Raw genomic sequence first — 26294 nt, forward strand, 5'->3', positions numbered from 1 at the left:
AGGTGTTTTTGCAGTGTTGCCCAAGACCTCCCCGTTCCGGGGAGGGGGACCGCCGCGAAGCGGGGGTGGAGGGGTGGACATCATCACATCCTGAACACGCCGAATGCCGGCCGCTCCGCCACCGGCGCTTCAAGCGCCGCAGCCAGTGCCAGCCCAAGAACATCGCGGGTTTGCGCGGGGTCAATCACCCCGTCGTCCCACAGCCGGGCCGTGGCGTAATAGGGATTCCCCTCATCCTCGTACTTCTGGCGGACCGGTGCCTTGAAAGCCTCCGCCTCTTCTGGCGTCCACTTGGCAGCGTCGCGGTGGACGGTGGCCAGCACGCTTGCCGCCTGCTCGCCGCCCATCACGCTGATGCGGGCATTGGGCCAGGTGAACAGGAAGCGCGGCTGGTAGGCGCGGCCGCACATGCCGTAGTTGCCGGCGCCAAAGCTGCCGCCGATCAGGACGGTTAGCTTGGGCACGTTGGCCGTTGCGACCGCAGTGACCAGCTTGGCACCATGCTTTGCGATGCCCTCGGCCTCATACTTGCCGCCAACCATGAAGCCGGAGATGTTCTGCAGGAACAGCAGCGGAATGCCGCGCTGGCAGGCGAGTTCGATGAAGTGCGCGCCCTTTTGCGCTGACTCCGAGAACAAGATGCCGTTGTTGGCAAGGATCGCCACCGGCATACCCCAGATATGGGCGAAGCCGCAGACCAGCGTGGTGCCGTAGAGCGCCTTGAATTCGTGGAACTCGCTGCCATCGACGATGCGGGCAATGACTTCCTTGACATCATAGGGTTCGCGAACATCCTGCGGGACGATCGAGTAAAGTTCTTCCGCATCGTACTTCGGCGCGCGCGGTTCTTTCAGCGGTACATTGTGCCGATGCACGCCGCCCAGATGGCTGACGATATCGCGGACAATGGTCAGCGCGTGTTCGTCATTCTCTGCCAGATGGTCGGTCACGCCGGACTTTCGGCTGTGGAGGTCGCCGCCGCCAAGGTCTTCGGCGGAGATCACTTCGCCGGTTGCCGCCTGAACCAGCGGCGGGCCGGCGAGGAAGATCGTGCCCTGTTCGCGCACGATGATGCTCTCGTCGCTCATCGCCGGGACATAGGCGCCGCCGGCGGTGCACGACCCCATGACGCTGGCGATCTGCGGGATGCCGAGCGCGCTCATGTTCGCCTGATTGTAGAAGAAGCGGCCGAAATGGTCGCGGTCGGGGAAGACTTCGGCCTGGTTGGGCAGGTTAGCGCCGCCGCTATCGACCAAGTAGATGCAGGGCAGGCGGTTCTCCTGCGCGATTTCCTGCGCGCGCAAGTGCTTCTTGACCGTCAACGGGAAATAGGTGCCGCCCTTGACCGTCGCGTCATTGGCGAAAATCATGCACTGGCGGCCGGAAACGCGGCCCACGCCGGTGATGATGCCCGCGCCGGGAACCTCGTCGCCATACATGCCATTGGCGGCAAGCTGGCCAACCTCAAGGAACGGTGCGCCAGGATCGAGCAGGCGTTCGACCCGGTCACGCGGGAGAAGTTTGCCCCGGCCGACATGACGGTCGCGGCTGCGCTCGTCACCGCCGAGGGCGGCCTTGGCCACTTTCTCGCGCAGTTCGGCCACGAGCGCGCGGTTATGCGCGCCGCGGGCCTGAGCCTCTGGTGAAGACATATCGATTGAAGTCTGGAGTACGGGGGCGCTCATTTGGCGTCCTTTTTCTTGCGGATCAGATATTGATACACGCCGATGATGTTGATGATCAGCATGAGGATGTTCTGCACGCCGATGCCGGCACTGTCGGGCGTGAGAAAGCCCCATGCGATCAGCGCGATCGACGATGTGACAAAGAGGACGAAGGCCCAGCCGGTCTGCCGGCGACCAAGATCGAGCGAAATCACGGCCGCCGCAATGACGCTGGCCGCCGCGCCGTACCACTGCAGAACGGTGATGAGGGTATCCATCAGGCGCCGATCATTGCGAGAATGCCAGCCCCGGCAATTACCGGCCAGCCAACGTGCTTTCCCCGCGTCGCCAGAAGACCAATCAAAGCAATTGCTATCCATAGCGCTCCGACCAGCCGAATTAGCGCCTGAGGGGTTTCCGGCCACGCGACAGTTGCCGCGTTTGCAAGCACGAATCCACTCATGGCATGCCAGGCGTATCGGGTCAGCTGACGCTTGAACGGATCAGCCAGATAACCCTCCCGTCGCCGCAGAGGGCCACCGATAATGCGCTTTTCACCAAGCCATGAATGGGCGGCTGCGGTTACGACCATCAGGACCGCTGAAAGGGTGAGCAGGATATTCACGCGCCGATCAGCTCTCGGCCGATAAGCATCCGGCGGATCTCGTTGGTGCCCGCGCCGATATCGAGCAGCTTGGCATCGCGCAGGTATCGTTCCACCGGCCAGTCCTTCGTGTAACCTGCGCCGCCCAATGCCTGAACCGCCTCGCCCGCGACACGGAAAGCCGACTCGCTGGCCAGCAGGATCGCCCCGGCGGCGTCAAAGCGTGTGGTCTGCCCAAGGTCGCAGGCCTTGGCCACGGCATAGACATAGGCCCGCGCCGATTGCAGCGACACGTACATGTCCGCAACCTTGGCCTGCATCAGCTGGAAGGTGCCGATGGCCTGGCCGAACTGCTTGCGTTCGCGCACAAAGGGAATGACTGTATCGAGACAGGCCTGCATGATGCCGAGTTGCAGCCCGGCGAGTACCACGCGTTCGTAATCGAGACCCGACATCAGCACGCCGACGCCGCCGTTGAGCGGACCCATGACGCGGTCTTCGGGGATGAAGCAATCATCGAACACCAGCTCTGCCGTGGGCGATCCGCGCATGCCCATCTTGTCGATCTTCTGCCCGATGGTGAATCCGGCGTCGTCCTTCTCAATCAGGAAGGCGGTGATGCCGCGCGAACCTTCACCGGTCTTGGCATAGACCACCAGCGTATCGGCATAGGTTCCGTTGGTGATCCAGAACTTGGTGCCGTTAAGCCGGAAGCCGCCTTCGACCGCGACGGCCTTGAGCTTCATCGAGACGACGTCCGAACCCGCGCCAGCTTCGGACATGGCAAGGCTGCCGACGTGTTCGCCGGAGATCAGGCCCGGCAAGTACTTCGCCTTCTGCTCGGGCGTGCCCCAGCGGCGGATCTGGTTGACGCAGAGGTTCGAATGCGCGCCGTACGACAGCCCAACCGAAGCCGAGGCGCGGCTGACTTCCTCGACCGCGATCACGTGTTCGAGATAGCCGAGCCCAAGCCCGCCGGATTCTTCCTCCACGGTAATGCCATGCAGGCCAAGTTCGCCCATCGCGGGCCACAGTTCACGGGGGAACCAGTCATCCGCGTCAACCTTGGCGGCCAGCGGGGCGATCTGTTCGTCAGCGAAGCGGGCGGTGGCCTCGCGGATCATGTCGGCGCTCTCGCCAAGGCCGAAATCGAAGTGCGGTGTCGCGCGCATGGCAAAGTCCTCTCTGGCGGAGAGGCTAGCACTGACTGATCACCGGACAAAATTGATTGAAGGAGAGATTTACGATAGGTTGAGCCTATGATGAAGCGCGCGCACCTCCGCCAGTTCCTTGCCGTGGTCGATACCGGCAACTTCACTCGCGCTGCAGAGCGAGTCGGCGTGGCGCAGCCAAGCCTGTCCGCAGGGATCGCCGAGCTTGAGCGGCTGGTGGGGGCCAAGCTGTTCCTGCGCGATCGGCGGCGCATACGCCTGACCGATGCGGGCAACCGCCTGCTTGCCCACGCCCGCGCCATCGAACGAGAGTTTCGCGAGGCTGAGGCGAGCCTTGCCGCCTCCGCCCCAGTCGCCTCACCATTGGTCGTGGGCGTGCTGCCCTCGCTGGCGACCGATATGCTGTCGCGCTGCATGAGCGCCTGGAGCGGCGAGCGCGCGCTGGTCTTGACCGAAGGCACCGATGCGGAATTGCGCAAGCGCTTGTCCGATGGGCAACTGGATGCCGCTGTCACTCTTCTAAGACTCGAAGACGGCGAGCGTCCCTCGCTCGATCTCTTTGAAGAGGCCTATGTGCTGATGCTGCCGCAATCTCATCCGTTGGCAGGGTCGGAAATCGTCGACGCCGCACAGGTGGCAGGCGAAACCATGATCGCGCGCCGTTCCTGCGAAATCCTTGCCGATACCAGCCGCTGGTTCACTCAGCGCGGCGTGCGTCCGCCGTTTTTCATGCGCTCGGCCAATGACGATCGCTGCATGGAAATGGTGCGGATCGGGATGGGCGTGACGACCGCGCCTGCATCCTTGGCCCGCGCAGGCATCAATGCTGTGCCGTTGGCAGGCTATGACTTCAGGCGCCGCATCGGGCTGTTGTTGCCACGCGGCCATGCCGGCGAGGCGGGCGATCACCCGCTCGCGCTCGCGTTCCAGCAGGGTCGTACCTAAAGGATCTGGCCTAGACCGCGCCGGCAGCCTTGAACTGTGCGACGCGGGTCGCATCAAAGCCGAGCTCGCTCAGCAGTTCGTCTGTATGCTCGCCGATCAGCGGCGGGGGGCGGCGGATCGTCGCCGGACTTTCCGACATGCCGGCCAGCGGACTGGCGATCAGATCGACATAGCCCGCTTCGGCATGGGGGTGCGGGATGCGGGCCCGCAGGCCGCGATGCTTGACTTGCTCGTCTTCCCACACCTCGGGAAGCTCGTTGTACTTCGCCGCCGGAATGCCGACGCCGTCGAGCAGGTCGAGGAGCTGGACTGCAGTGAACTGGCGACTCCACTGGTTGATGATGTCGATCAGCTCGGCCCGGTTGGTCTTGCCGCGCTTGAAATTGCTGTCGAAGCGCTCGTCAGTGAACAGTTCAGGCTGTTCCATCAGCACAGTGAGCCGGCGATAATGCTCGTCGGTTCCGGCAGTGAGATAGACAATGCCGTCGCTGCCATAGATCAAGTCGGCGGGACCGCCGCCATTGCCGCCATTGCCAAGCCGGGGAGGGGCCTCGCCGCTCAGCAGGTAGTCTTGCATGATGTGGCTGACCATCGCGACCGAGGTGTCGAGCAGGGCAATGTCAATATATTGGCCCTCGCCCGTCACGCTGCGACGCATCAGCGCGCCGAGGATGGCGATGGCAGTGTTGTGGCCGGTGACAAAGTCGACGAGGCTGGGTCCCGCCTTAAGCGGACCGGCACCGGGCTGGCCCGCCGGAACACCGGTTACCGCCATCATGCCGCCAGTTGCCTGGAACAGCCCATCATAGCCGGGCTTCGGCGCCATCGGGCCGGTCTGGCCGTACCCGGTGACCGAACAATAGATTAGCCGCGGGTTGATTGCCTTGAGGCTCTCGAAATCGAGCCCGAAACGCTTGAGGTCGCCGACCTTGTAATTCTCGATCAGCACGTCCGCCGTCTTGACCAGTTCGCGCAGGATTTCCTGACCTTCCTGCTTTGAATGGTTGAGCGTGATCGAACGCTTGTTGCGGTTGGCTACGGTGAAGAAGCTCGACTGGCGGGCATCGAGCCCGTCCTTGCCCTGCAAAAAGGCGAGGCCATAGCCGCGGCCATCATCGCCCACGCCGGGGCGTTCGATCTTGATCACGTCGGCGCCAAGATCGCCCAGGATCTGTGCGCCCACCGGGGCGGCGAAAACGCGGGACATGTCGATGACGCGGATACCCGCGAGTGCGCTGTTGTCGGTCATGGCTGTTATCTAGCCAGCCGCCTCGCCCCCGCCAAGCGAGCGGCGGGCGAGGGCGCCAATACCGCTCCAGCGTTCTCGACGCGGGGCAGGGCCGGGGCTATCCGAAGGCTCAGACAGAATACCGAAAGGGCAGAGGCGTGAAAGTTGCGATCATAACCGGAGCGGGCAGCGGCATTGGCCTCGAAGCCGCGAAGATGCTGGCGGTGGCGGGCATTGCGGTTGTCGGCGTCGGCCGCGACATGGCCAAGCTGACCACGCTCGAAGCCGCGATAGGCAACCCTGACCTCGTCGCGACCATCTCGGTCGATGTGACGGCGGACGATGCGCCGGCGCGGATCGTGGGGCTCGCGCTCGAACGGTTCGGCCGCATCGACTGCCTCGTCAACAATGCCGGCGTCGGCAGCCCGAAACCTGTGCATGAGGCAAGCGACAGCGATTTCGACAGCTTTATCGACATCATGCTCAAGGCGCCGTTCCGCCTGATCCGTGAATGCCTTGGTCACATGGGTGAGGGCGGCTCGATCGTGAACGTAACCAGCACTTTCGCCCACATCGGCGGACGGCGCGGGGGGGCTTACTCTGCGGCCAAGGGCGGTCTCAAGTCGCTCACCGAGCATATGGCTTGCGAATATGGGCCACGCGGTATCCGCTCGAACTGCGTCGCGCCCGGCGTGACCATGACTGAGATGGTTGCCCACCGCTTTGATGACGAAGTGTTCAAGCGCGCCAACGTGGAAACCACGCCTTACCCGCGCCTTGCCAATCCGGAAGACATCGCCAGCGTCATCGCATTCCTCTGTTCGCCGGGCAGTGAGATGATCAACGGGCAGTCGATTGTCGTCGATGGCGGCTGGAACAACACCAAGTACCTCAGCCCCCGCGCCACCAGCACCAAATGGGTCGAACAGTGAGCGCAGAGCTCACCAAGATCATCATCGGGCTTAAGCGCCGGCCCGGAATGTCGGTGCAGGAATTCCGCGACTATTACGAGAATGTCCACACCAAGGTCGCGGGCAAGTACACCCAGCCGGGCATGGTCTATTATGCCCGCCGCTACCTCGATCCGCTGCCGCACCTGGACACCAAGGAGGTCCACGAACCCGAGTTCGATGTGATCACCGAGCTTTGGTACGACGATCCCAAGGCCGCAGCAGGCCTCATCTGGATGGTCAGTGAGGGCAAGCTGCCTACCGATGTGTTCGAGGACGAGCACAATGTCTTTGATCGGCCAAAGACGCGCTACTTCATGACCACCGAATGCGCCACCGATCTGGGTCAGGGCGACCGGTAAATTGTGTAGCGGCGTGAGGTAAAGCGCCACTCCTCTCCATCGTGCAGGAACTTGTCCTCATAGTCGCCGATCAGTTCGCTGCCGCTGGGAAACACCGTGGCGATCATCAGCGAGGTGGCAGACGCCGTGTCGCCTTCCACGGTAACGATCAGGTTATGGATCGCCGGAAACACCCGCGATGCTGCGCCTGAGGAGCCGATCGAGGCGGCAACCTCTTCCCGTCCCACCTTGCGATAGCGCCGCACCGCTGCCTCTGGCTGAAGCGGATCAGCATCGCGCACTTCGAAAGTGGCATCTTGCGTAAACAGCGCGCTGCAGGCCTCCGGGCGGCCCCTCCGTATATTGAGCGCATAGGTGTGCACGAGGTCGGCGATCTCCGCCTTCGCAGCCAGGGTCTTGACGGTGTCGGACACGTGCCTCTCCTGCCGGTCTATCGCTATACGGATGTTGCGCGGCTGCTACTGGACGGCAAGCCTTTTCCCGCGCAAAGGCGGCGCATGTGCCCAATCGCGAGGTTTCCATGAGCTACACCCGTTTCCTCAAGCAGCAGTGCTACATCGATGGCAAGTGGTGCGATGCCGATAGCGGCGGTTCGTTCGATGTCACCGATCCGGGTAGCGGCGAGAAGATGGGCACCGTGCCGAATATGGGGGCGGCGGAAACCGAACGCGCGATTGCTGCCGCTGATGCGGCGCTGCCTGCATGGCGGGCGAAGACCGCTGGCGACCGCGCCAAGATCATGCGCAAGTTCTTTGACCTGATGATCGCCAATCAGGATGCGCTGGGCGAACTGCTCAGCCGCGAACAGGGCAAGCCCTTTGCCGAGGCCAAGGGCGAAATCGCCTATTCCGCCAGCTTCATCGAATGGTTCGCAGAAGAGGGCAAGCGCGCATACGGTGAAGTCGTCCCCAGCCACGCGGCTGACCGCCGGATCGTAACGCTCAAGCAGGGCATCGGCGTTGTCGGCGCGATTACGCCGTGGAATTTCCCCTCCGCTATGATCGGGCGCAAGCTCGGCCCGGCACTCGCGGCTGGCTGCACCATGGTGCTCAAGCCGGCATCCGCTACGCCCTATTCGGCGCTGGCTCTGGCGGTACTGGCGGAAGAAGCGGGCATTCCGGCGGGCGTGTTCAACGTCGTTACCGGATCGGCCCGCGCCATCGGCGGCGAACTGACCCGCAACCCCACCGTGCGCAAGATCACCTTCACGGGATCGACCGAGATCGGCATCGAGCTGATGCGCCAGAGCGCCGACACGATGAAGAAGCTGTCGATGGAACTGGGCGGCAACGCGCCATTCATCGTGTTCGACGATGCTGATGTCGATGCCGCGATCGAAGGCGCGATGGTCTCCAAGTTCCGCAACAACGGCCAGACCTGCGTCTGCACCAACCGCTTTTATGTCCAGGACGCGGTTTATGACGAATTCGTCCACAAGCTCGCCAAGCGGGCCTCCGAGATGAAGATCGGCTACGGCATGGATGAAGGTGTCGTGGTCGGCCCACTGATTGATGAGGCTGCGGTCGAAAAGGTCGAGGAACATCTTGAGGATGCACTGGCAGGCGGCGCAACCCTGCTGGCTGGTGGCAAGCGTCTGGAAGGCACGTATTTCCAGCCGACTGTGGTCGCCAACGTCAAGCCCGACATGAAGTTGGCGCGTGAGGAAACCTTTGGCCCGCTCGCCGGGGTGATCCGTTTCCAGACTGAGGCCGAGGCAATCGAATTGGCCAATGCCAGCGAGTTCGGCCTCGCCGCCTATTTCTATGCGCGCGACCTGGGCCGCGTCTGGCGCGTGGCTGAGGCCCTCGAATCGGGCATCGTCGGGATCAACACCGGTCTGATTTCGACCGAAGTTGCACCGTTTGGCGGGGTGAAGATGTCAGGCCTCGGCCGCGAAGGATCGCGCCACGGGCTCGATGACTTCATGGAGCTGAAGTACCTCTGCATGGGCATCTGAACCCCCATGAGTCCCCGCGAAGGCGGGGCCTCAGGAGGTCGGGAGCCGACGCGAGTGAGGTGCCGAAGGGCCTGAGGCCCCCGCCTTCGCGGGGGAGCTCGCCTATTTCGGCGCGGTCGCCGGCTCCGTCCAGCCGCCCGCCGTGGCGAGGTAGAGACGCGCCACGTCGATGAACTGCCTTGATCGCGCGTCCAGCATTCCGAGCCGCGCCTGCTGCGCCGTGCGGCTGGCATCGAGCACTTGCAGCACGCCCGAATTGCCCACCTGAAAGCTGCGCCGCGACAAGTGCAGCGACCGCTCTGCAATGCCCAGCGATTCGCCGCGTAGCGACACGGCGCGGGCATCGTTGGCCAGCGCGGCGAGCAGGTCCGAAGTCTGTCCGAAAGCTTCCAGCACGGTCTGGCGATAGCGCGCTGCCGCCGCCCGCGCCTCGGCCTCTGCCGCGCGCTTTTCGGCTTTACGGGTGCCGCCGTCGAAGATCGGCGCGGTCAGCCCGCCAAGCAGGCTGAAGGCGGTGTTCGAGGGGCTGAACAGGTCATCCGGACTTTTCGCCGATTGCGTGAACGAGGCACCAAGAGTGATGCTGGGATAGAGCCGCGCTTCGGCAACGCCGATCGCCGCAGTTGCCGCGTGGAGCCGCGCTTCGCTGGCGAGTATATCGGGCCGCTTGTGCACCAGTTCGGAGGGCAGGGTGACCGGCACTTCCTGCGGCAGGCGCAGGCTGGAAACCGATAAGGTCGTTTCGCCCAGTTCTGATGGTGCGACGCCGAGCAGGATCGCCAGCAAGTTGCGCGCCTCGGCGCGCGCCTGTTCAAGCTGCGGCAGGCCGGCCTGATCGGCGGCGAGTTCACCTTGTGCGCTGAGCACTTCAACCATCGTACCGTCGCCCCCGCGGCGCTTGGCGTCGGTCAGCTTCACGTTGCGCAAGTCCTCATCAACCAGTGCCTGCTGCGTGGCGATCCGGTCGTTAAGCGCGGCAATAGTGAGGACCTGCAGGACCACCCGCCCGGCAATCGTCAGGTGTGCGGCTTCAGTTTCGCGCAGCTGGGTTTCCGCCTCGGCCAGCGCCTTTTCGTTTGCGCGCTTCTGACCGCCGAATAAGTCGAGATCATAGCTGACCCCGCCGCCCAGTGAGAACAACGTAAATTCGGGGTTTCCAAAGCCCAGAGCGCCGCCGCTGAGACCGAAGTTCGAGAGGTTGATCTGCTGGTGATTGACCTGCGCTTGACCATTGACCTGCGGCTGGCTCTTCCCGGCGACTGCCTTCACATATTCAAGGCTGCGGGTCAGTGTCTGGCGGCTGGCTTCAAGACTCTGGTTGCCGGCCAGCGCCTTGTCGACGAGGCCGTTGAGCTCGGTTGATCCGAACACCTCCCACCAGCGCGCCTGCGGGCCTTGGCCGGGAATGGCAACCGGTGCCTTTCCGCTCTGGAAGGTGCCGGCATAGCTTCCGGCCGGCGCCACCGGGGCAGCGAAATTCGGGCCGACAGTCTTGCAGCCGGCCAGCGCGGTGAGCGGCAGCAGGGCGATAAGCAGCTTGCGGCACATCGTGGTCACTTGCCCGATTTCGCCGCCAGCGGTGCATTGGGCGGCGTATCCTTGCCCAGCAGGCGGCGCTGGTGGCCGGTATCGACAGTCACCCCGACGCTGAGCCCGGCGTGAAGCGGCAGGTCCTTGGGCAAGCGGTCAACGGCGATTTCGACCGGCAGGCGCTGGGTTACTTTCACCCAGTTGCCGGTGGCGTTTTCGGCCGGGAGCACGGAGAAACTGTTGCCGGTTCCGGGGCTGAAACTGGCGATCCGGCCGGTCAGTTCCTCATCGGGAAAAGCGTCGATGTGGATGGTCACCGGCTGGCCCAGCCGCATGTAGCGAAGCTGATTTTCCTTGAAGTTCGCCTCAACCCAATAACGCGTGCCGGTCATGACGAACAGCGGCTTGCCGGCGGTGACATAGCTGCCCACCTGCACCTGGTTGACCTTGGTGACGATGCCGTCCTGCGCAGCGCGAACGACTGTGTTTTCCAGCGCGATCCGTGCCGTCTGGACCATCGCAGCGGCGCGGCGCGAGGCAGGTTGCGCGGCGGGAGAACCGGCGGGAATCTTGGCGGCGATTGCAGCGGCATGGGCCTGTGCTGCGGCGATGCCGTCGCTCGCGGTGCGGACGGCCAGCACGGCCTGATCGACTTGAGACTGCGAGGAAATCCCTTCCTTCAGCAGCGATTGCTGCCGCGCGGCCTGCGAGCGAGCGAAGGCGAGCTGAGCTTGCATCCGGCTCACTTCGGACTGAGCCTGCAAGTAATCGGCGCGGGTGGCGCCGACTTCGGCAATTGCGCCGGAAAGCTGGGCCTCGGCAGAGGCGAATCCAGCCTGAAAGTCAGACGGATCGATGCGGAACAGTACGTCGCCGGCATGGACGACCTGGTTCTCCTTGACCTCCACCGATACTATCTTGCCGCTGACATTGGCGGCAATCATGACCTTGCCGGCCTGCAACTGGGCATTGTCGGTTTCGACATAGCGGCCGCCGGAAAGATAGAACCACAGGCCGACCGCCGCTGCGATGATAATACCGCCCAGCATCAGCGGACGGCGCAGCCGCGAACTGGACACTTGGGGCTCTGCTACAGGGGCGTTATCGCTCACAGGAATCTCCGCTGCGCGCTGCCGGGCACGTTGACCGGTCGCAGATACTAAGCAATGCTATAATCAGCAAGAGGGATAGCAGCATGGCTAATGACCGTGTCGTCGATTTCACGGGAATACACAATTTTCGCGACTACGGCGGCTATGCCGTAGCGGGCGGTGGCGCGGTTCAGCGCGGTCTGCTGTGGCGCTCGGGCCAGCATTTCGAGGCCAGCGACGAGGACCTTGGCAGGCTCGATTCGCTCGACCTTGCCCACGTCTTCGACCTGCGCAGCGATCGCGAGCGGACGAGCCATCCTTGTCGGCGACCAGTGCAATTTGGGGCGCAGGTCCATACTATCCCTGATGACTTGGCCAATCAGGCACCGCACGTGTCCTCAGCCCGCCGCGATCCCGAAACGACGCGGGCGAACATGCTCCGGTCCTATGCCGGGATGCCCTACCGCCCGCTGCTGGTCGCCATGGTGCGCAACATGTTCGATCGATTGGCAAGCGGCGACGGGGCGAGTCTGGTCAATTGCATGGCAGGCAAGGATCGCACCGGCTTTGCCGTCGCCATGGTGCACCACGCCCTCGGCGTTCATTACGATGACATCGTTACCGACTATCTGCTGACAAACACGGCTGGCAACCCTGAAGAGCGCATCGCCGCCGGTCTGCGCTCGGTTAAAAGCTTGCTCGGCAATATCGAACCCGAAGCCCTGCGCGTGTTGATGAGCGTTGAGCCGGAATATCTCGCAACCGCCTGGCAGGCGATGCAGGACAGCCATGCATCGGTCGATGCCTATCAGGCAGACGTGCTCGGCGTGGACAATGCCTTGCGCGATCGGCTGCGCGCCGTGCTGATCGAGGGCTAGGCCAGAAAGGACTTCACGTCTGTCAGGAACCTGTCGAGCTGGTCGTGGTGCAGCCAGTGGCCGGCCTTTTCATATTCGATCACGCGGGCATCCTGAAAGTGCCGGACGCGGCCGTCGTTCTCAGGGTTTGAAGCCCACGAGTCGGCGCCGTAAAGCAGCAGGAGTGGACAGGTGACGGCTGACCACAGCGTCTCAACATCAGCCTGCGGAATATCGAACGGAGTCCCGACATTCAGGTAATTATCGAACTTCCAGCTCCAGGTGCCGTCTTCATTTCGGCTCGCCCCATGAATGGTCAGGTGACGCGCCTGTTCGTCGGACAGGAACCCGTTTTCCGCCTTCATGCGGGCGTAAGCATGTTCGAGCGTATCATAACGCTTGGGCGTACGGCCTGATGCGGCCCGCTTGTTTTCGATCCACTTGCGCAGATTGTCCGCCACTCCCTGCGCTTGTCGCTCGGCGAGCATCTGCGGCGACAGGCCAAGCCCCTCGATGTTGACCAGCTTGCGGACCTTGTCCGGATAAAGCCCGGTGAAGCGCGTGACGATATTTCCGCCGAGCGAATGGCCGACGATCGTCACCTGCTCATGGCCGAGCGTCTGTACGAACTGGGCGAAGTCATAGACGAAGGCGTGCGCCGAATAGTCCCCATCGGGTGACCATGCACTGTCGCCGTGCCCGCGCAGGTCGGCGGCGACGACGTGCCAGTCGCGCGACAGCTCCTGCGCAACCCAGTCCCAGGACCGGCAATGGTCACGCCCGCCATGCTGCAGGATCAGCGGCGGCGCATCGGGGTTTCCCCAGTCGACATAGTGCAACCGCAGGCGCTGCGAGATGAACGAGTTCGAGGTGGGTCCGGTCGTCAGCATGGCCGCACTTGGCCCGGCGAGTGGCCTTGCGTCAATCGCCCGTGTGGAATTGCCGCGCGGGGGACTCGCAATCGCGCGCCGGGGTAACTATCTGGCCGCAACCGCCTCACTTCAAGGAATCGCCGCATGGCCACCCACAAGACCCGCATGCTGATCATCGGCTCCGGCCCCGCCGGCCTCTCCGCCGCGATTTATGGCGCGCGCGCCGGTATGGAGCCGATCGTCGTGCAGGGCTTGCAGCCGGGCGGCCAGCTGACCATCACCACCGATGTCGAGAACTATCCCGGTTTTCGCGACGTGATCCAGGGTCCGTGGTTGATGCAGGAAATGCAGGCCCAGGCTGAACACGTCGGCACGCGGATGATGTGGGACACCATCGCCGAGGTCCAGATGGACGGGTCGCCTTTCCGTGCGATCGGCGATGGCGGTGATGTCTATGAAGGCGAAACCTTGGTCATCGCGACTGGCGCGCAGGCCAAGTGGCTTGGTGTCGAGGGCGAGCAGGAACTCGGCGGCAAAGGCGTGTCCGCCTGCGCGACCTGCGACGGTTTCTTCTATCGCGGCAAGAAGGTCGTGGTGATCGGCGGCGGCAATACTGCGGTCGAGGAAGCGCTCTACCTTACCAACCATTCGCCCGACGTCACCGTGATCCACCGCCGCGATTCGTTCCGTGCGGAAAAGATCCTGCAGGACCGGCTTTTCGCCAACGAGAAGGTTTCGGTTGAGTGGAACAAGGCTGTAAAGCGCTTCGTCGGCGATCCGGCGAGCGGCGGCCTGACCGGGGTTGAAGTGGTCGATACCATCACTGGCGAGACATCTATTATCCCGACGGACGGCGCTTTTGTGGCCATCGGCCATGCTCCGGCGACAGAATTGTTCAAGGACAAGCTTGAACTGGACGGCGCAGGCTACATAGTTGTTGACGCCGGTACGCCGAAGACAGCCATTCCGGGTGTGTTTGCTTGCGGTGACGTAATGGATCACACCTATCGGCAGGCTGTGACCGCTGCCGGAACGGGCTGCATGGCCGCGCTGGACGCAGAGCGTTTCCTCGGCGCGCAGGAATTTATCGGGACTTATTGATCAGGCGCGCAAGGACTCGAGCACCTGCGCCTCAAGCCAGTCTTGCGCTTCGACATAGGAATGGGTGGCCTCTGCGCAGCGCCTTACGCGGGGGTCTGATTTATCCCAGCTGGCCTCGAACACCTGCGCGGTCCGGTCGCGGCCGGCGAGCAGGATTGATACTGGCCCGGCGTATGCCTTGAGCTCTCTGGCGAAGGTCTGGGCCAAAGTGCTTGGCGGCGGTGCAGGTTGCAGCGCTGATTTTAGCGAATCAATCAACTGGCCGATCTTCACGCTGCCGCGCAGCAGGCGCAAGATGGCTCTCGGGTCACGCAATCGGCGCAGGTAATGCGCGCGGACGGCCGCTGGCGGGGCGGGGGCAGGTTCATCGCCCTCATCGCCTTCAATGGTCCACGGGTTCGACAGCACCAGCGCATCGCACCGTGCGTCTTTGGCCAGAACGAGTGCCGTGGCGCCGTCGCAGTTTCCCATGCCAACCACGCGGGTGACCTGCGGTGCAGCTGCGTGAAGGGCAGCGATGGCAGCAGAAATATCGGCAACGGAATCGCTGAAGCCGGTATTGACGCCCTCAGAGTCACCCACCCCGCGCCGGTCGAAACGGAACACAGGGAAGCCCGCGCTGGCGATCCGCGCGGCGAATTGGGCCTGCCCGTTCCACGCGCCCGCACGCACTTCATTGCCGCCAGTGACGATCAGCAAGGCCGTGGGCTCGCCGCCTTCATCAAGCGTGCCGATTAGCTGCGCGCCCTCGCAGTCGAAGGCGATGTGCCGGCGGTTCATGCCTTGATCCCAACGGTGATGATCGCGGCCAGCGCATCGGCCTGCGCTGGCGCTTCGCCCGGTTCGGCGCGGAGCCACAGCGCGCCGCCGCCCAGCATGTCCTGCCCGATGATCGTCTGCTCGGTTTCCTCGGGCGGCATCGCGGCCTGAAGGTCGGCGATCATGGCTGCGGAAAGCTGGTAGCCCGCAAGTTCGAGCCCTTCAGCCAGACCCTGTTCGAGCAATCCGCCCTGCGTTTCCTCGCGGCCGGCCTCGCGAGATGACAGGATTCGCATCCGCAGCATTTGCCGCAGGATCGTCGCGCCGCCCGTTGGGGCATAGCGCCAGCCGGGGAGCGAGCGCGGCACCACCAGCGCGCCGCCGCGGATGGCCAGCACACGCGTAGCGCGGAATTCGCGCGCGGCGGCAACCATTGCGTGCTGCCAGTGGCCGAGGTTCAGCTCGCCAAGCGCTTGCAGACTTTCATTGCAGCCAGGCAGGTCCGGAAGCAGCGAATCAATGCCAGCATGGTCGAGCCGCCGCATGACTTCCACCGTCAGGCGGCGCAGGCGATTGGCTTCATCGAACAGGGACGGGATCACCAGCAGCCGGTCGGCCCGCCCCTGGTCAAAGCTGAGCGCAAATTCGGCGATTGCCTCACCGCCCGCTTGCACGACCTGATAGGTCGCCGGCGTCATTCGCCCGCGCGTTTCGCCTCGGCGAAGGCGAGTAGCGAACCATAGGTTTCAAGCAGTTCACCATCGATTTCGTCATCATCGATGATAAAGCCAAGGCGATCTTCCATTTCGGTCAGCAGGCCGGCTACCGACATCGAATCGAGTTCGGGCAAATGGCCGAACAGCCCGGTATCGGCGTCGAACGCGGCAACCTGCTCGGCCTTTAGGCCCAGCACGTCGGCAAGGATACGGCGCAATTCCCGGTCGGTCTTGGTGCTCATGTCTTCCCCGAACATAGCGTGCCGCGAAGCGGTGGCGCGGCCTCTACCCATGCTTTGCCCCCGCTGCAAGGCGGCGCAGCGCGATCTTGGTCATAGGCAGCCAGTTTTGCGGCCAAGCGGGCCGGAACATCGTGAGCCGGTAACGTGGGCGCACGACTTCCATCCAGTCGCGTTTGTAGCCATCGTTGCCGGTGCCGAAGTCCACAAGCGTGACCCGGTCGCGGTCGATCACACGTTCAAACAGCGTGGCGCTGAGGGTCGTTCCGGGGGACAGCGGCTTTGACGCTTCGGTGTGGGCGAGTTTGTGGATGAAGGCCGTGCCGCCTTCCACCGTCCAGAACTGCGCGGCGACCGGCTCGCCTTCATGACGGGCTATGGCCATGCGCAGGCGACCGGCGGAACCTTCTTCTTCGGCAAAGCGGCGCAGGAATGGCGGCGAGCCTTCTTCAGGTTTCCAGCTTTGCGCGTAAACCGTTTCATAGGCTGCCCAGGCGTCAGCATCGAAATGGTCGAACAATTCAACCGCAACCTTGCCGCCCTTGCGTTTGAGCGTGGTGCGGAGCTGGCCGGGGCGCGAGGCGAGGTATTCGGCGAAGCTTCGGCCGCTGACCGGCAGTACGTGGTTTACGTCGCTCTGCTCACGGAACACCGCCCAGCCGGCCTTGCGGAAGCTTGCCTCGACCAGGTCGGTCTCGCCGTTCTCGTTCGGCAGCGGCGAAAGCTCGATATGCGGAGCCTGTCCCGCCAGATCGGCAGCGAGTGCGGTTAGCAGTGCGGCCTCGTCCGCGCCCTTGGTGAACAGCGGGCGCACGCGGAAGGCATACCAATTGGCCAGCGCAAGGATCGACCGCTGGCGGCGCATCAGGCCGAGGACGGCGCGCTGATCGCCGCTGCGGGTAACGGCGATCAGGGGGAGGATATCGCAAGTTTCGGCCAGGTTCTGCCACCAGGCCAAACGATCGAAAGGGGCGCAAGACTGCGCCTCGCCCAGCAACTCCGACAACGGAGCATCTGCTTGGACTTCCTTAAGATCATCGTGATAGGTAACCACGATCACTTGATACGTACCCCTCGGAGACTGTTCACTAGTGTCTACCTCGCTGCCTTCCACCATCCTTCCGCTCGACCATCTTGCCCTCAGGGGCGAGGAGGATGCGGCGGCGCTGGTGCTGCGCGGTGAGATGCTTAGCTACAAGGACTTAAGATCGCGTATCTCGCGCCTTGCGGCCTGGCTCGCGGCGCAGGTGCCCGAAAAAGGCGCGCGGGTGGCGACCTGGGCGGCCAAGGGTGAGCTGACCTGCCTGATGCCGCTCGCTGCGGCCCGGGCTGGTCTCGTCCACGTTCCCGTTAACCCACTGCTGAAGCGGGCGCAGGTTGCGCACATCCTTGCCGATAGCGGCACGCGGTTGCTGATCGGCTCGCCCGCGCGGTTGCAGACGCTTGAGGATGGGGATGCTGCGGGGGCGGTGCTTGTTAGTGAGAGCGAGGCGCTTGAACAGGCGGCGGCTTTCGGCGGCAATCTCGCACCATCGCAGGCTGATCCGAACGAACTGGCAGCCATTCTTTATACGTCTGGGTCCACGGGTCGGCCCAAGGGCGTGATGCTCAGCCACGCAAATATGTGGCTGGGGGCGGAAAGTGTCGCTTCCTATCTCGGGCTTGCGGCTGATGATGTGACCCTGGCGGTCCTGCCGCTGTCGTTCGACTACGGTCAGAATCAGCTGCTTTCAACGTGGTACGCCGGTGGGTCGGTCGTCCTGCTCGATTACCTTACGCCGCGCGATGTGGTGAAGTCGGTCGAGCGCAATGGTGTGACCACGCTGGCAGCCGTGCCGCCGCTGTGGGTGCAATTGGCCGAACTGGATTGGCCGCCAGAAACTGCGGCAAAGCTTCGCCGGATGACGAATTCGGGTGGTGCGCTGACTGAAGACCTTGTTCGCCGCCTGCGTGGCCAGTTCCCGCAAGCGCGCCTGTTTGCCATGTACGGCCTAACCGAAGCCTTCCGTTCGACTTTCCTCGATCCCGCTTTGATTGACAGCCACCCGACATCAATGGGCAAGGAAATCCCCCACGCGGAGATCCTCGTGATTGGCGACGATGGTGAAGTCACTGTGGATGGCGAGGAAGGCGAGCTCGTCCACTGCGGGCCGCTGGTGGCGCAGGGCTACTGGCAAGACGCCGAACGAACCGCCGAACGCTACAAGGCAGCTCCTGCGGCCTCGCGATATGGCGGCATGGCGGTGTGGTCCGGTGACCGGGTGAAGCGCGATGCCGACGGCCTGCTGTATTTTGTCGGGCGGCGTGATGCGATGATCAAGAGCGCGGGTAACCGGATCAGCCCGCAGGAAGTCGAAGAGGCGGCGCTCGCCACCGGCCTTGTCGCTGAAGCGGTGGCGCTGGGCGTGAAAGATGCGCGGCTGGGTCAAGTGGTGCATTTGGTTGCCAGACCAGCTCCCGGAATTTCAGACTTCAGGGAAGAATTGCCGCGTAAACTTATGCAGAATTTGCCGAATTTCATGCAGCCCAAAGTCATTCACTGGCGCGATGCCATGCCGATCAGTCCCAATGGCAAGATTGACCGAGCGGGTCTGGCGCATGAACTCCAGCAAGCAGAAGCCGCGTGAAGGCACTCGGACCGATCCCCGCCGGCTTCACCGCCATTGATGGCGAACTCGCCATCGATGGGCACAAGGTCAGCGAACTGGTCGAACGCGCGCATGAAACGCCGCTGTTTGTCTATTCCCAGCGGATGTTGACCGAGAAAGTCGCCCATCTGCGCGCTGCAATGCCGCAGCGGCTTGGCATTCACTTTGCCATGAAAGCCAATCCCTTCGCACCGGTTCTCGATGTCATGTCGAATCTGGTGGACGGATTTGACGTCGCTTCGGCAGGTGAGATGACGATGGCCTTCGCTGCCGGTGTTTCGCCGCGGAAGATCAGCTTCGCAGGTCCCGGTAAGCGCGATTCAGAACTGGCGGCAGCGATTCATCACGGCGTGACGCTGAACCTTGAATCCGAAGGCGAAGCGGAACGTGCGTTGGCCATTGCTGCGCGGGAAGGCCGAACCGCTCGCCTCGCCATCCGAGTGAACCCAGATTTCGATCTCAAGGGGTCAGGTATGAAAATGGGCGGCGGAGCAAAGCCGTTCGGGGTGGATGCAGAACGCGTTCCGGCGCTGGCGCGACGAATCATTGAAGCGGGCGCGGAGTGGCACGGCCTGCATATCTTCGCCGGCAGCCAGGCGCTTTCGGCGGACGCGATCATCGAAGCGCAAGGCCAGACGCTCGATCTTGCCGCGCGCTTGGCCACGGCCATTGGCGCGCCGCTGCCGCATTGCAATCTGGGCGGCGGCATCGGCATTCCCTATTTTCCAGGCGACGAGCCAGTCGACGTTGCCGCCGTTGGGGCGGCGCTGGATGCTCGCTTCGCCGCGCTTCCGGAGGTTTTGCGCGATACCCGCTTCAATATCGAGTTGGGACGCTATCTTGTCGGCGAAGCCGGGATTTACCTGACCCGCATTGTCGATCGCAAGATGAGCCATGGCGAAGTCTTCCTCGTCACGGACGGCGGACTGCATCACCAACTGGCCGCTTCGGGCAACTTCGGCACCGTCGTTCGCCGCAATTACCCGGTGGCCATCGCCACGCGCTTCGGCGCGCCGGTCGAGGAAGAGGCGAGCGTGGTCGGCTGCCTGTGTACGCCAATGGACAAGCTGGCTGAAAAAGCCGGTTTCCCTCGTGCCGAGGTTGGTGATCTCGTCGCCATATTCTGTGCCGGGGCTTATGGGGCCAGTGCCAGCCCGGCGGCTTTCCTGGGCCATGGTCCGGCGCAAGAAATGCTCGTTTAGAGTTAAGGAATAGACTGTCCCATTAAGGGATTGTCCCTCAAAAAGCCGCCTGAATTCCGGAATATCCGTTCAAGGATAACGGTATGTTCACCCTTTTTGGCGATAGCCGCAGCTGAACTGGCGGCATGCCATGTGCACCAATGGGACGGGCCCGTCGTATTCTGCACCTCACAAGCCGCCACAACTGAGGGTGTGCTTGTATGCCGACCGATCGTTTGTCCCGACTGCTAGCCGGTACTGCCGTGGCCAGCCTGATGCTGACCGGCTGCGCCGGTTCGTCGAGCGGACCGCAGCTTCCTGCGGCCAGCTTCGTGTCGATGCAGGAAGGTCCGGGCGAGGAATACGTGATCGGGCCGCTTGACGAGTTGACCGTATTCGTCTGGCGCAATCTGGAGCTTGGCGCGAACGTGCAGGTCCGCCCTGACGGCCGCATCACCACGCCGCTGATCACCGACATGCCGGCCGTGGGCAAGACCCCCTCGATGCTGTCGGAAGACATCAAGCTCCAGCTTTCGCAGTACATTCAGGACCCGCTGGTCTCGGTCATCGTCAACAAGTTTGCCGGCACGTTCAGCCAGCAGGTGCGCGTGATCGGCGCGACCGAGAAGCCCGCATCGCTGCCATACCGCGCAAACATGACTCTGCTCGACGCGATGATCGCGGTGGGCGGCCTGTCCGAATTCGCCGCCGGTAACCGCGCCAAGCTGATCCGATTCGACAAGTCGACCGGCAGCCAGAAGGAATTCGCGCTGCGGCTCGGCGACCTGCTCAAGAAGGGCGAGAGCAAGGCCAATGTCATGCTGATGCCCGGTGATGTGATCATCATCCCCGAAAGCGCGTTCTGAGAGCGGTTGGGGCGGGGCAAGACATGAACTCGATCTTCGACGAACTCCGCTCGGCGGTTTACAGCGTCTGGCATCGCCGGTGGGTGGTGCTGGCCGTTGCCTGGGCCGTCTGCATGTTGGGCTGGCTGGTCGTGGCAATGATCCCGAACAGCTATGAATCGCGTGCCCGCATCTTCGTTCACCTCGACGATCCGCTGGCCGAACAGATCGGCGTTGGCGTCAACGATCGCAAACGCGACATCGAACGCGTTCGCCAGACACTGACCGGCGCGGTGAACCTGGAAAAGGTCGTCCGCTCCACCCGTCTTGGCGACGGCGTCACCACGCCCAAGCAGATGGAATCGGTGATCCAGTCACTGTCGAAGAAGATCAAGGTCGAGAGCGAGCAGGACAATCTGTTCAAGATCAGCGCTGTCGCCAGCGACGGATCGCTGTCCGATGCCGAAACTGCCAAGCTGGCGCAGGACATTGTCCAGAAGCTGATCGACATTTTCCGCGAGGAAAACCTCGTTGGCGGCAACGGCGCCATGGGCTCCAATCTCGAATTTCTCGACCAGCAGCTGGCATCGCGCCAGAAGGCGCTTGAGGAAGCCGAAAAGAAGCGCACCGAGTTTGAAGCGCGCTTCCCCGAGCTCGCTCAGGGCGGTTCGTCGGTGCTGCAGCGCATGGAGGCCAGCCGGTCTGAACTGCGCGGCATTGATGCTGACCTTGCGGCTGCACAAAGCGCACTTGCGGCCATCAATGGCCAGCTTGCCGGCACGCCGCAGACCCTGCAGGGTGTGGGCCAGTCAGGCGGCGCCCGCGGTGCACTCGCAGAAGCGCAGGGCCAATTAGCCGGAATGCGCGCGCGCGGGCTGACCGATAACCACCCGGACGTCATCACGCTCAAGAACCAGATCGCCTCGCTGCGTTCCGCCGCCGCCAATGAAGGCGGCCCGGTGGGCCAGCCGAACCCGGCCTATTCGTCGCTGGTATCGATCCGTGCCGAACGCCAGGCCAATGTCCAAGCGCTGCAATCACGCCGCGCCTCGATGCAGACCGAGATGGCGCAGGTCATGGCCAAGCAGATCCAGAATCCAGAGGTTGCCGCTGAAGCGCAGCGCATCAGCCGTGACTACGAACAGCTAAAGACGCAATACGACAAGCTGTTCGCCGACCGCGAGGCTCTGCGCCTGCGCGGCCAGGTGGAAACCGAACAAGGCACCGCCAAGTTCCAGATCATCGATCCGCCGACCACGCCGCGCGGCCCTGCGGCGCCCAATCGTCCGCTGCTGCTGTTCGGCGTACTGGTCATGGGTATCGGTGCCGGCGTCGGCGCGGCTTTCGCGGTTGGCCAGTTGCGCTCGACTTTTGCGACCACGGCCAAGCTGGAGCGCTCGCTTGGACTGCCAGTGCTTGGCGCGATCAGCCAGACGCTGAACGAGGCCGGCCGTGCGCTGCGCCGCAAGCGGATGAAGCAGTTCTATGCGGGCTGCGTCGCGCTGCTCGGCGTCTTCGTCCTGCTGCTGGTTTCAGAGATGATCCAGGTCGGCATGGTGGCGTGAGGGTGAAACGATGACCGAACAGACCAAAATCCCCCTTCCGTCAGATGCCGTGCAGCCGCGCCGCAAGTCGTCGCTCGAACGCGCAAGCGAAGGGCTCGACCTCGCTTCGCTGGGCGGCATGCCGATCCCGGCAGAACTGATCCCGCCGCGCCGGCAACTGCGCAAGGTGCGGCGTATGGACGAACAGCCGTTGGAAGCTGCGCCAGCCGCTCCCGAGCCTGCTTCGGCCCGCTTCGAGCGGATCAAGGAAGCACCTGCCGCGCCTATTGCTGCGCCGGCTCAGGCCCCAATTCCTGCCGCTCCCGCCGCGCCGGCGATCGCTGTCGAGCCGGTCACGTTCACCGGCCCGAACCACAAAATCGATCGCGCGCTGCTTCGCCAGCAAGGCATGATCCAGCCCGAAGGCGGCGTTTCCGGCCTGTTGGAAGAATTCCGCATCATCAAGCGGCAGCTTCTGCTGCAGGCCAAGGAACTGGCGCGCGGCGGCATGGGCTATGCCGCCCAGCGTATCCTCATCTGCTCGCCGCTTCCGGGCGAGGGCAAGACCTACACCTCGGTCAACCTTGCGCTGTCGATTGCGGCAGAGAAGGAAAGCGAAGTCGTGCTGGTCGATGCCGATTTCGCCAAGCCGTCCGTGCTGTCAACGCTCGGCCTGCCGGGCGGCAAGGGGCTCATGGATGCCTTGACCGATCCTTCGATCGACGTCGCGGATTGCGTGATTGGCACCGATGTCGGCGGCCTTTATGTGCTTCCGGCGGGGTCGATGACCAACAGCGATACCGAACAACTGGCCTCCTCGCACACCGCGCAGGTGCTCGACCGGCTGGTGCAGGGCGCGCCGAACCGCATCGTCATATTCGATTCCCCCCCGGCGCTGGCAGCTTCGCCTGCCGCTGAACTTGCCAAGTATGCCGGTCAGGCTGTTGTGGTCGCCCGGTGCGACAAGACCGGGCAGGGTGCCCTGGAAGACGCAATCTCGCTGCTTTCGGCCTGCCCAAACATCCAGCTGCTGCTCAACGGGGTGCACTTCAGCCCCAGCGGCCGCCGTTTCGGTTCCTATTACGGATACAGGGGATAGTGCGATGAACACGCGCACCAGCAAACTCGTACTCGCATCACTTGGCATGGCGCTGGCCTTGCCGCTGCACGCCCATGCGCAGACCATGTCCTACGACGGGTCGAGCAAGGTCGGTAGCAGTGACGATGACGGTGATGATGCCAAGTCGAGCGATTCGCGCGGCAAGCGCGGCCGCTCGGGCAAGAAGGTGTCGATCACGCCGTATATCGAGGCATCGCAGGTCGCCACGGCCGAACTTTCGCCCGGCAGCGATTTCCTCACGTACTCGGCGATTGCCGCCGGCCTTGATGCCAGCATCGAAGGCCGCAACACCAAGGGTGCCGCTTCGGTCCGCTATGAGCGCCGCTTCGGTTACGGCAAGGCAGCTGATGGTGACACGATCAGCGGCATCGCCCGCGTCGGTGTGGCAGTCGTGCCCAATGCGCTGAACTTTGAAGCCGGCGCCATGGCGGCGCGCTCCAAGGTAGAAGCCAACGGTTCGATCACCCCGGGCGGACGCTTTGTCGGCGGTGGTTCGACGCAGGTCTGGTCAGTCTACGGCGGCCCGACGATCAAGTCGCGCGCCGGCGATGTTGCTATCGATGCCGGCTACCGCATTGGCTATACCAAGGTCGGCACGGACAGCTCGATCGCCAATGCTGTGGGTGGACCGGCGGTCGACGTGTTCGATCATTCGACCTCGCACAACGCTGAGCTGCACGCCGGTGTCAGCCCCGGTGCCATGCTGCCGGTCGGCATCGGTGCCGGCGCCGGCTATTACCAGGAAGACATCTCCAACCTCGATCAGCGGGTAAAGGACCTGCATGCCCGGGTCGACGTGACCCTGCCGGTGTCGCGCGATCTCGCGCTGGTTGGCGGCGTCGGTTACGAAGACGTCGAGATTTCCGCGCGCGACGTTCAGCGCGATACGCTCGGCGCACCGATCCGCGGATCGAACGGCCGTTACGTCACCGACAAGTCCAGCCCGCGCGTGCTCGCATATGACACCAGCGGCTTCATCTGGGATGCCGGTGTGATGTGGCGCCCGTCCAAGCGCACCGCGCTCGAAGCCCACGTCGGCAAGCGGTACGGCACGACAAGCTATTACGGCACATTCGCCTACGCGCCCAATCGCCGCATGAGCCTGAACGTCGCCGTCTACGACAACATCGCCGGCTTCGGCGGCCAGTTGAACAAGGCACTCGCCAACCTGCCGACGAATTTTCAGGCCAACCGCAATCCGCTGACCGGTGATCTCAACACCTGCCTGTCGAGCATGGAAAGCGGCAACTGCCTCGGCAATGCGCTCGGTTCTGTACGCTCTTCGACCTTCCGTTCGCGTGGTGTCGCGGCGAGCTTGGGTTACGACCTCGGCAATCTGGAAGCAGGCGTCGGCCTTGGCTACGACCGCCGCAAGTTCATCGCTGCTCCGGGGACGATCCTCGCCTCCGCCAATGGTTTGGTGGACGAGAACTACTGGATGTCGGCCTATCTCAATGGCCGGATCGACGCGAACTCGCGCTTTGCCACCAACGTCTATGCGACCTGGTTCAATTCGGGCTTCGTGACGGCCGAGGACGGCACGACGCTGGGCGCCAGCGCCGCCTATTTCCGCAACATCACCGATCATCTGACGGCAAATCTCGCCGTCGGTGTCGATGGACTGAATCGCGAAACCCTGCCTGACCTGTGGAGCGCCTCGGCGCTGGTCGGCGTCCGGTATTCGTTCTGAGCCTGCTAGGGGAAGCTGACCATGTTTGATGATTTCTATGGCCTGAAGGGCAAGCCGTTCCAGCTGACGCCGGATGCGACATTCTATTTCGAGAGTGGAACGCACCGCAAGGCGCTGTCCTATCTGTCCTACGGTCTGGCCCAGGGCGAAGGCTTTGTGGTCATCACCGGTGAGGTGGGCGCGGGCAAGTCCACGTTGGTCGCGCATTTGATGGCGACAATCGACCCGGCGCGGCTGACCGCAGCGCAGGTCGTCACCTCGTCGCTTGATGGCGAAGAGATCATCCATGTCATCGCGCAAGCTTTCGGTCTGATGATCGAAGGCCATGACAAGGCCGCCGCGCTCGGCGCGATCGAGGGCTTCCTTCACGAAGAAGCCCGCGCCGGTCGCCGCTGCCTGCTGGTGGTCGACGAAGTGCAGAACCTGTCGATCAGTGCACTTGAAGAGCTGCGCATGTTGTCCAACTTCCAGCTTGGCGCGCATCCCCTGCTGCAGACGCTGCTGCTGGGGCAGCCGGAATTCCGCGACCTGATCCAGCTTTCGCCGCAGCTTGAACAGCTGCGCCAGCGCGTGATTGCGGCGCATCACCTGGATGCAATGCAGCCCGCCGAAGTGCAGCCCTATGTCGAACACCGCCTGTCGTGCGTCGGCTGGCAGGGCAACCCCAGCTTCGATCAGCGCGTCTTCTCCGAGCTTTATGAAGCTTCGGGCGGCGTTCCGCGCCGGATCAACCAGATCTTCAACCGCCTCATGCTGCTCGGCGCTGTCGAGGAACGAACGCGCATCGATGCCGCCATGCTGCAGCAAGTGCTCGCAGAGCTGGCCGACGATACGGCGTTGCCGCTATCGACCCGGCGGCCCCGTCCCGAGCCGGTCCGCGCCCCCGGCAATTTGCCGCGCCCTGCCGCCCACGCCGATGCTGCACCCGCTTATCAGGCAGTGGCTGTTGCCGAAGCGGCCCCCAGCAATGCGGATTTCGAAGCCGCTCTAGCCGCGCGCGACGCGCAGATAGCCGAGCTACAGCAGGCCGTGCTCGAACTCGCGAATGGCAGCGAGCATTCCGCGCCTGTGGTGAGCGTAGACAATGGCGCTGTCGATGCGCTCAACCAGCGGATCGAGGAACTCGAGGCGCGGCTTGTCGAACAGGAACAGACCGTTCGACACACGCTCGCCATGCTGGTCGAATGGCTTGAGGCCGACGAACAGATTGCAGCCTGAT

At 63.5% G+C, this 26294-nt stretch carries 26 protein-coding genes; 13 read left to right on the plus strand and 13 right to left on the minus strand.

All coding sequences use genetic code 11. The features are described from left to right. Positions 1-83: 83 nt before the first annotated feature. From RMO89_RS10535 to RMO89_RS10550, 4 genes are read right to left on the minus strand one after another with little or no spacing between them, the layout of a single operon-like run. Positions 84-1685 (minus strand): carboxyl transferase domain-containing protein, encoded by a 1602-nt coding sequence (locus RMO89_RS10535; protein ID WP_310532996.1) that lies wholly within the window; start codon positions 1683-1685, stop codon positions 84-86. After that, the gene (locus RMO89_RS10540; RefSeq protein ID WP_310533068.1) at positions 1682-1945 is read right to left on the minus strand and encodes a hypothetical protein; all 264 of its coding nucleotides are present in this window, start codon (positions 1943-1945) and stop codon (positions 1682-1684) included. Before RMO89_RS10540 ends, RMO89_RS10535 begins: the two co-directional genes overlap by 4 nt. Continuing rightward, complete coding sequence (locus RMO89_RS10545) at positions 1942-2289, minus strand: hypothetical protein (RefSeq protein ID WP_310533072.1); 348 nt, start codon at positions 2287-2289, stop codon at positions 1942-1944. The genes RMO89_RS10540 and RMO89_RS10545 overlap by 4 nt, the downstream gene beginning before the upstream one ends. Continuing rightward, positions 2286-3440 carry an acyl-CoA dehydrogenase family protein gene (locus RMO89_RS10550; RefSeq protein ID WP_310532997.1) on the minus strand — a complete coding sequence of 385 codons (1155 nt, stop codon included), beginning with the start codon at positions 3438-3440 and terminating at the stop codon, positions 2286-2288. The genes RMO89_RS10545 and RMO89_RS10550 overlap by 4 nt, the downstream gene beginning before the upstream one ends. A gap of 90 nt (positions 3441-3530) precedes the next feature. Between RMO89_RS10550 and RMO89_RS10555 the strand changes: the two genes are divergently transcribed. Further along, the gene (locus RMO89_RS10555; RefSeq protein WP_310532998.1) at positions 3531-4385 is read left to right on the plus strand and encodes a LysR family transcriptional regulator; all 855 of its coding nucleotides are present in this window, start codon (positions 3531-3533) and stop codon (positions 4383-4385) included. A 10-nt stretch (positions 4386-4395) separates the two neighbouring features. On the opposite strand, the gene RMO89_RS10560 is transcribed toward RMO89_RS10555, so the two are convergent. Further along, the gene (locus tag RMO89_RS10560) at positions 4396-5634 is read right to left on the minus strand and encodes a CaiB/BaiF CoA-transferase family protein (protein ID WP_310532999.1); all 1239 of its coding nucleotides are present in this window, start codon (positions 5632-5634) and stop codon (positions 4396-4398) included. 137 nt (positions 5635-5771) lie between these two features. On the opposite strand from RMO89_RS10560, the gene RMO89_RS10565 reads away from it, so the two are divergent. Further along, positions 5772-6545: an SDR family oxidoreductase gene (locus RMO89_RS10565; protein ID WP_310533000.1), complete on the plus strand. Its 774-nt coding sequence runs from the start codon at positions 5772-5774 to the stop codon at positions 6543-6545. Beyond that, positions 6542-6925, plus strand: coding sequence for an EthD domain-containing protein (locus tag RMO89_RS10570; RefSeq protein WP_310533001.1), 384 nt, complete (start codon positions 6542-6544; stop codon positions 6923-6925). The genes RMO89_RS10565 and RMO89_RS10570 overlap by 4 nt, the downstream gene beginning before the upstream one ends. On the opposite strand, the gene RMO89_RS10575 is transcribed toward RMO89_RS10570, so the two are convergent. Next, positions 6910-7338 carry a nuclear transport factor 2 family protein gene (locus tag RMO89_RS10575; RefSeq protein ID WP_310533002.1) on the minus strand — a complete coding sequence of 143 codons (429 nt, stop codon included), beginning with the start codon at positions 7336-7338 and terminating at the stop codon, positions 6910-6912. The genes RMO89_RS10570 and RMO89_RS10575 overlap by 16 nt on opposite strands. Before the next feature lie 107 nt (positions 7339-7445). Between RMO89_RS10575 and RMO89_RS10580 the strand changes: the two genes are divergently transcribed. Further along, positions 7446-8882: an NAD-dependent succinate-semialdehyde dehydrogenase gene (locus RMO89_RS10580; RefSeq protein ID WP_310533003.1), complete on the plus strand. Its 1437-nt coding sequence runs from the start codon at positions 7446-7448 to the stop codon at positions 8880-8882. Between the two features lie 102 nt (positions 8883-8984). Here the strand turns inward: RMO89_RS10580 and RMO89_RS10585 are convergent, their stop codons facing one another. Both RMO89_RS10585 and RMO89_RS10590 read right to left on the minus strand, forming a co-directional pair. Then, the gene (locus RMO89_RS10585) at positions 8985-10430 is read right to left on the minus strand and encodes an efflux transporter outer membrane subunit (RefSeq protein ID WP_310533069.1); all 1446 of its coding nucleotides are present in this window, start codon (positions 10428-10430) and stop codon (positions 8985-8987) included. Between the two features lie 5 nt (positions 10431-10435). Continuing rightward, positions 10436-11491, minus strand: coding sequence for an HlyD family secretion protein (locus RMO89_RS10590; RefSeq protein WP_310533004.1), 1056 nt, complete (start codon positions 11489-11491; stop codon positions 10436-10438). Positions 11492-11607: 116 nt separating this feature from the next. Here RMO89_RS10590 and RMO89_RS10595 point away from each other — a divergent pair, with 116 nt between their 5' ends. After that, positions 11608-12381, plus strand: a complete 774-nt coding sequence (locus RMO89_RS10595; protein ID WP_310533005.1) for a tyrosine-protein phosphatase — start codon at positions 11608-11610, stop codon at positions 12379-12381. Here RMO89_RS10595 and RMO89_RS10600 read toward each other — a convergent pair. Further along, positions 12378-13250, minus strand: coding sequence for an alpha/beta hydrolase (locus tag RMO89_RS10600; protein ID WP_310533006.1), 873 nt, complete (start codon positions 13248-13250; stop codon positions 12378-12380). The genes RMO89_RS10595 and RMO89_RS10600 overlap by 4 nt on opposite strands. A gap of 126 nt (positions 13251-13376) precedes the next feature. Between RMO89_RS10600 and trxB the strand changes: the two genes are divergently transcribed. Continuing rightward, positions 13377-14333: a thioredoxin-disulfide reductase gene (trxB, locus tag RMO89_RS10605; RefSeq protein ID WP_310533007.1), complete on the plus strand. Its 957-nt coding sequence runs from the start codon at positions 13377-13379 to the stop codon at positions 14331-14333. Here trxB and RMO89_RS10610 read toward each other — a convergent pair whose 3' ends face one another. Genes RMO89_RS10610 through RMO89_RS10625 form a run of 4 tightly spaced genes read right to left on the minus strand, consistent with a single transcriptional unit; the run spans position 14334 to position 17107 of the window. After that, complete coding sequence (locus RMO89_RS10610; RefSeq protein ID WP_310533008.1) at positions 14334-15113, minus strand: hydrolase 1, exosortase A system-associated; 780 nt, start codon at positions 15111-15113, stop codon at positions 14334-14336. Then, positions 15110-15790, minus strand: a complete 681-nt coding sequence (locus tag RMO89_RS10615) for a hypothetical protein (RefSeq protein WP_310533009.1) — start codon at positions 15788-15790, stop codon at positions 15110-15112. The genes RMO89_RS10610 and RMO89_RS10615 overlap by 4 nt, the downstream gene beginning before the upstream one ends. Beyond that, positions 15787-16050, minus strand: a complete 264-nt coding sequence (locus tag RMO89_RS10620) for an acyl carrier protein (RefSeq protein WP_310533010.1) — start codon at positions 16048-16050, stop codon at positions 15787-15789. Before RMO89_RS10620 ends, RMO89_RS10615 begins: the two co-directional genes overlap by 4 nt. A gap of 43 nt (positions 16051-16093) precedes the next feature. Further along, positions 16094-17107: a GNAT family N-acetyltransferase gene (locus RMO89_RS10625; RefSeq protein WP_310533011.1), complete on the minus strand. Its 1014-nt coding sequence runs from the start codon at positions 17105-17107 to the stop codon at positions 16094-16096. 31 nt (positions 17108-17138) lie between these two features. Here RMO89_RS10625 and RMO89_RS10630 point away from each other — a divergent pair, with 31 nt between their 5' ends. From RMO89_RS10630 to RMO89_RS10660, 7 genes are all read left to right on the plus strand, one after another. Further along, positions 17139-18674 (plus strand): acyl-CoA ligase (AMP-forming), exosortase A system-associated, encoded by a 1536-nt coding sequence (locus RMO89_RS10630; protein WP_310533012.1) that lies wholly within the window; start codon positions 17139-17141, stop codon positions 18672-18674. Then, entirely contained in the window at positions 18671-19897 is a 1227-nt protein-coding gene (locus tag RMO89_RS10635) for a pyridoxal-dependent decarboxylase, exosortase A system-associated (RefSeq protein WP_310533013.1), read from the plus strand. The genes RMO89_RS10630 and RMO89_RS10635 overlap by 4 nt, the downstream gene beginning before the upstream one ends. Before the next feature lie 200 nt (positions 19898-20097). Continuing rightward, the gene (locus RMO89_RS10640; RefSeq protein ID WP_310533014.1) at positions 20098-20742 is read left to right on the plus strand and encodes an XrtA/PEP-CTERM system exopolysaccharide export protein; all 645 of its coding nucleotides are present in this window, start codon (positions 20098-20100) and stop codon (positions 20740-20742) included. A 23-nt stretch (positions 20743-20765) separates the two neighbouring features. Further along, on the plus strand, positions 20766-22286 hold the full coding sequence (locus RMO89_RS10645) for an XrtA system polysaccharide chain length determinant (protein ID WP_310533015.1): 1521 nt from the start codon (positions 20766-20768) through the stop codon (positions 22284-22286). A 10-nt stretch (positions 22287-22296) separates the two neighbouring features. After that, positions 22297-23364, plus strand: coding sequence for an AAA family ATPase (locus RMO89_RS10650; RefSeq protein WP_310533016.1), 1068 nt, complete (start codon positions 22297-22299; stop codon positions 23362-23364). 4 nt (positions 23365-23368) lie between these two features. Beyond that, positions 23369-25075, plus strand: coding sequence for a preprotein translocase subunit YajC (locus RMO89_RS10655; RefSeq protein WP_310533017.1), 1707 nt, complete (start codon positions 23369-23371; stop codon positions 25073-25075). Between the two features lie 21 nt (positions 25076-25096). Beyond that, the gene (locus RMO89_RS10660) at positions 25097-26293 is read left to right on the plus strand and encodes an XrtA/PEP-CTERM system-associated ATPase (RefSeq protein WP_310533018.1); all 1197 of its coding nucleotides are present in this window, start codon (positions 25097-25099) and stop codon (positions 26291-26293) included. The last annotated feature ends 1 nt before the right edge of the window (position 26294 follow it).

This window comes from Novosphingobium sp., from assembly GCF_031424035.1.
Taxonomy (GTDB): domain Bacteria; phylum Pseudomonadota; class Alphaproteobacteria; order Sphingomonadales; family Sphingomonadaceae; genus Novosphingobium.

What these genes read in the sequence shown, in the direction of transcription:
- RMO89_RS10535 (WP_310532996.1), bottom strand. Translation starts at nt 1,685, where the DNA reads ATGAGCGCCCCCGTACTCCAGACTTCAATCGATATGTCTTCACCAGAG.
- RMO89_RS10550 (WP_310532997.1), bottom strand. Translation starts at nt 3,440, where the DNA reads ATGCGCGCGACACCGCACTTCGATTTCGGCCTTGGCGAGAGCGCCGAC.
- RMO89_RS10555 (WP_310532998.1), top strand. Translation starts at nt 3,531, where the DNA reads ATGAAGCGCGCGCACCTCCGCCAGTTCCTTGCCGTGGTCGATACCGGC.
- RMO89_RS10560 (WP_310532999.1), bottom strand. Translation starts at nt 5,634, where the DNA reads ATGACCGACAACAGCGCACTCGCGGGTATCCGCGTCATCGACATGTCC.
- RMO89_RS10580 (WP_310533003.1), top strand. Translation starts at nt 7,446, where the DNA reads ATGAGCTACACCCGTTTCCTCAAGCAGCAGTGCTACATCGATGGCAAG.
- RMO89_RS10585 (WP_310533069.1), bottom strand. Translation starts at nt 10,430, where the DNA reads ATGTGCCGCAAGCTGCTTATCGCCCTGCTGCCGCTCACCGCGCTGGCC.
- RMO89_RS10595 (WP_310533005.1), top strand. Translation starts at nt 11,608, where the DNA reads ATGGCTAATGACCGTGTCGTCGATTTCACGGGAATACACAATTTTCGC.
- RMO89_RS10600 (WP_310533006.1), bottom strand. Translation starts at nt 13,250, where the DNA reads ATGCTGACGACCGGACCCACCTCGAACTCGTTCATCTCGCAGCGCCTG.
- trxB (WP_310533007.1), top strand. Translation starts at nt 13,377, where the DNA reads ATGGCCACCCACAAGACCCGCATGCTGATCATCGGCTCCGGCCCCGCC.
- RMO89_RS10610 (WP_310533008.1), bottom strand. Translation starts at nt 15,113, where the DNA reads ATGAACCGCCGGCACATCGCCTTCGACTGCGAGGGCGCGCAGCTAATC.
- RMO89_RS10615 (WP_310533009.1), bottom strand. Translation starts at nt 15,790, where the DNA reads ATGACGCCGGCGACCTATCAGGTCGTGCAAGCGGGCGGTGAGGCAATC.
- RMO89_RS10620 (WP_310533010.1), bottom strand. Translation starts at nt 16,050, where the DNA reads ATGAGCACCAAGACCGACCGGGAATTGCGCCGTATCCTTGCCGACGTG.
- RMO89_RS10640 (WP_310533014.1), top strand. Translation starts at nt 20,098, where the DNA reads ATGCCGACCGATCGTTTGTCCCGACTGCTAGCCGGTACTGCCGTGGCC.
- RMO89_RS10645 (WP_310533015.1), top strand. Translation starts at nt 20,766, where the DNA reads ATGAACTCGATCTTCGACGAACTCCGCTCGGCGGTTTACAGCGTCTGG.
- RMO89_RS10650 (WP_310533016.1), top strand. Translation starts at nt 22,297, where the DNA reads ATGACCGAACAGACCAAAATCCCCCTTCCGTCAGATGCCGTGCAGCCG.
- RMO89_RS10655 (WP_310533017.1), top strand. Translation starts at nt 23,369, where the DNA reads ATGAACACGCGCACCAGCAAACTCGTACTCGCATCACTTGGCATGGCG.
- RMO89_RS10660 (WP_310533018.1), top strand. Translation starts at nt 25,097, where the DNA reads ATGTTTGATGATTTCTATGGCCTGAAGGGCAAGCCGTTCCAGCTGACG.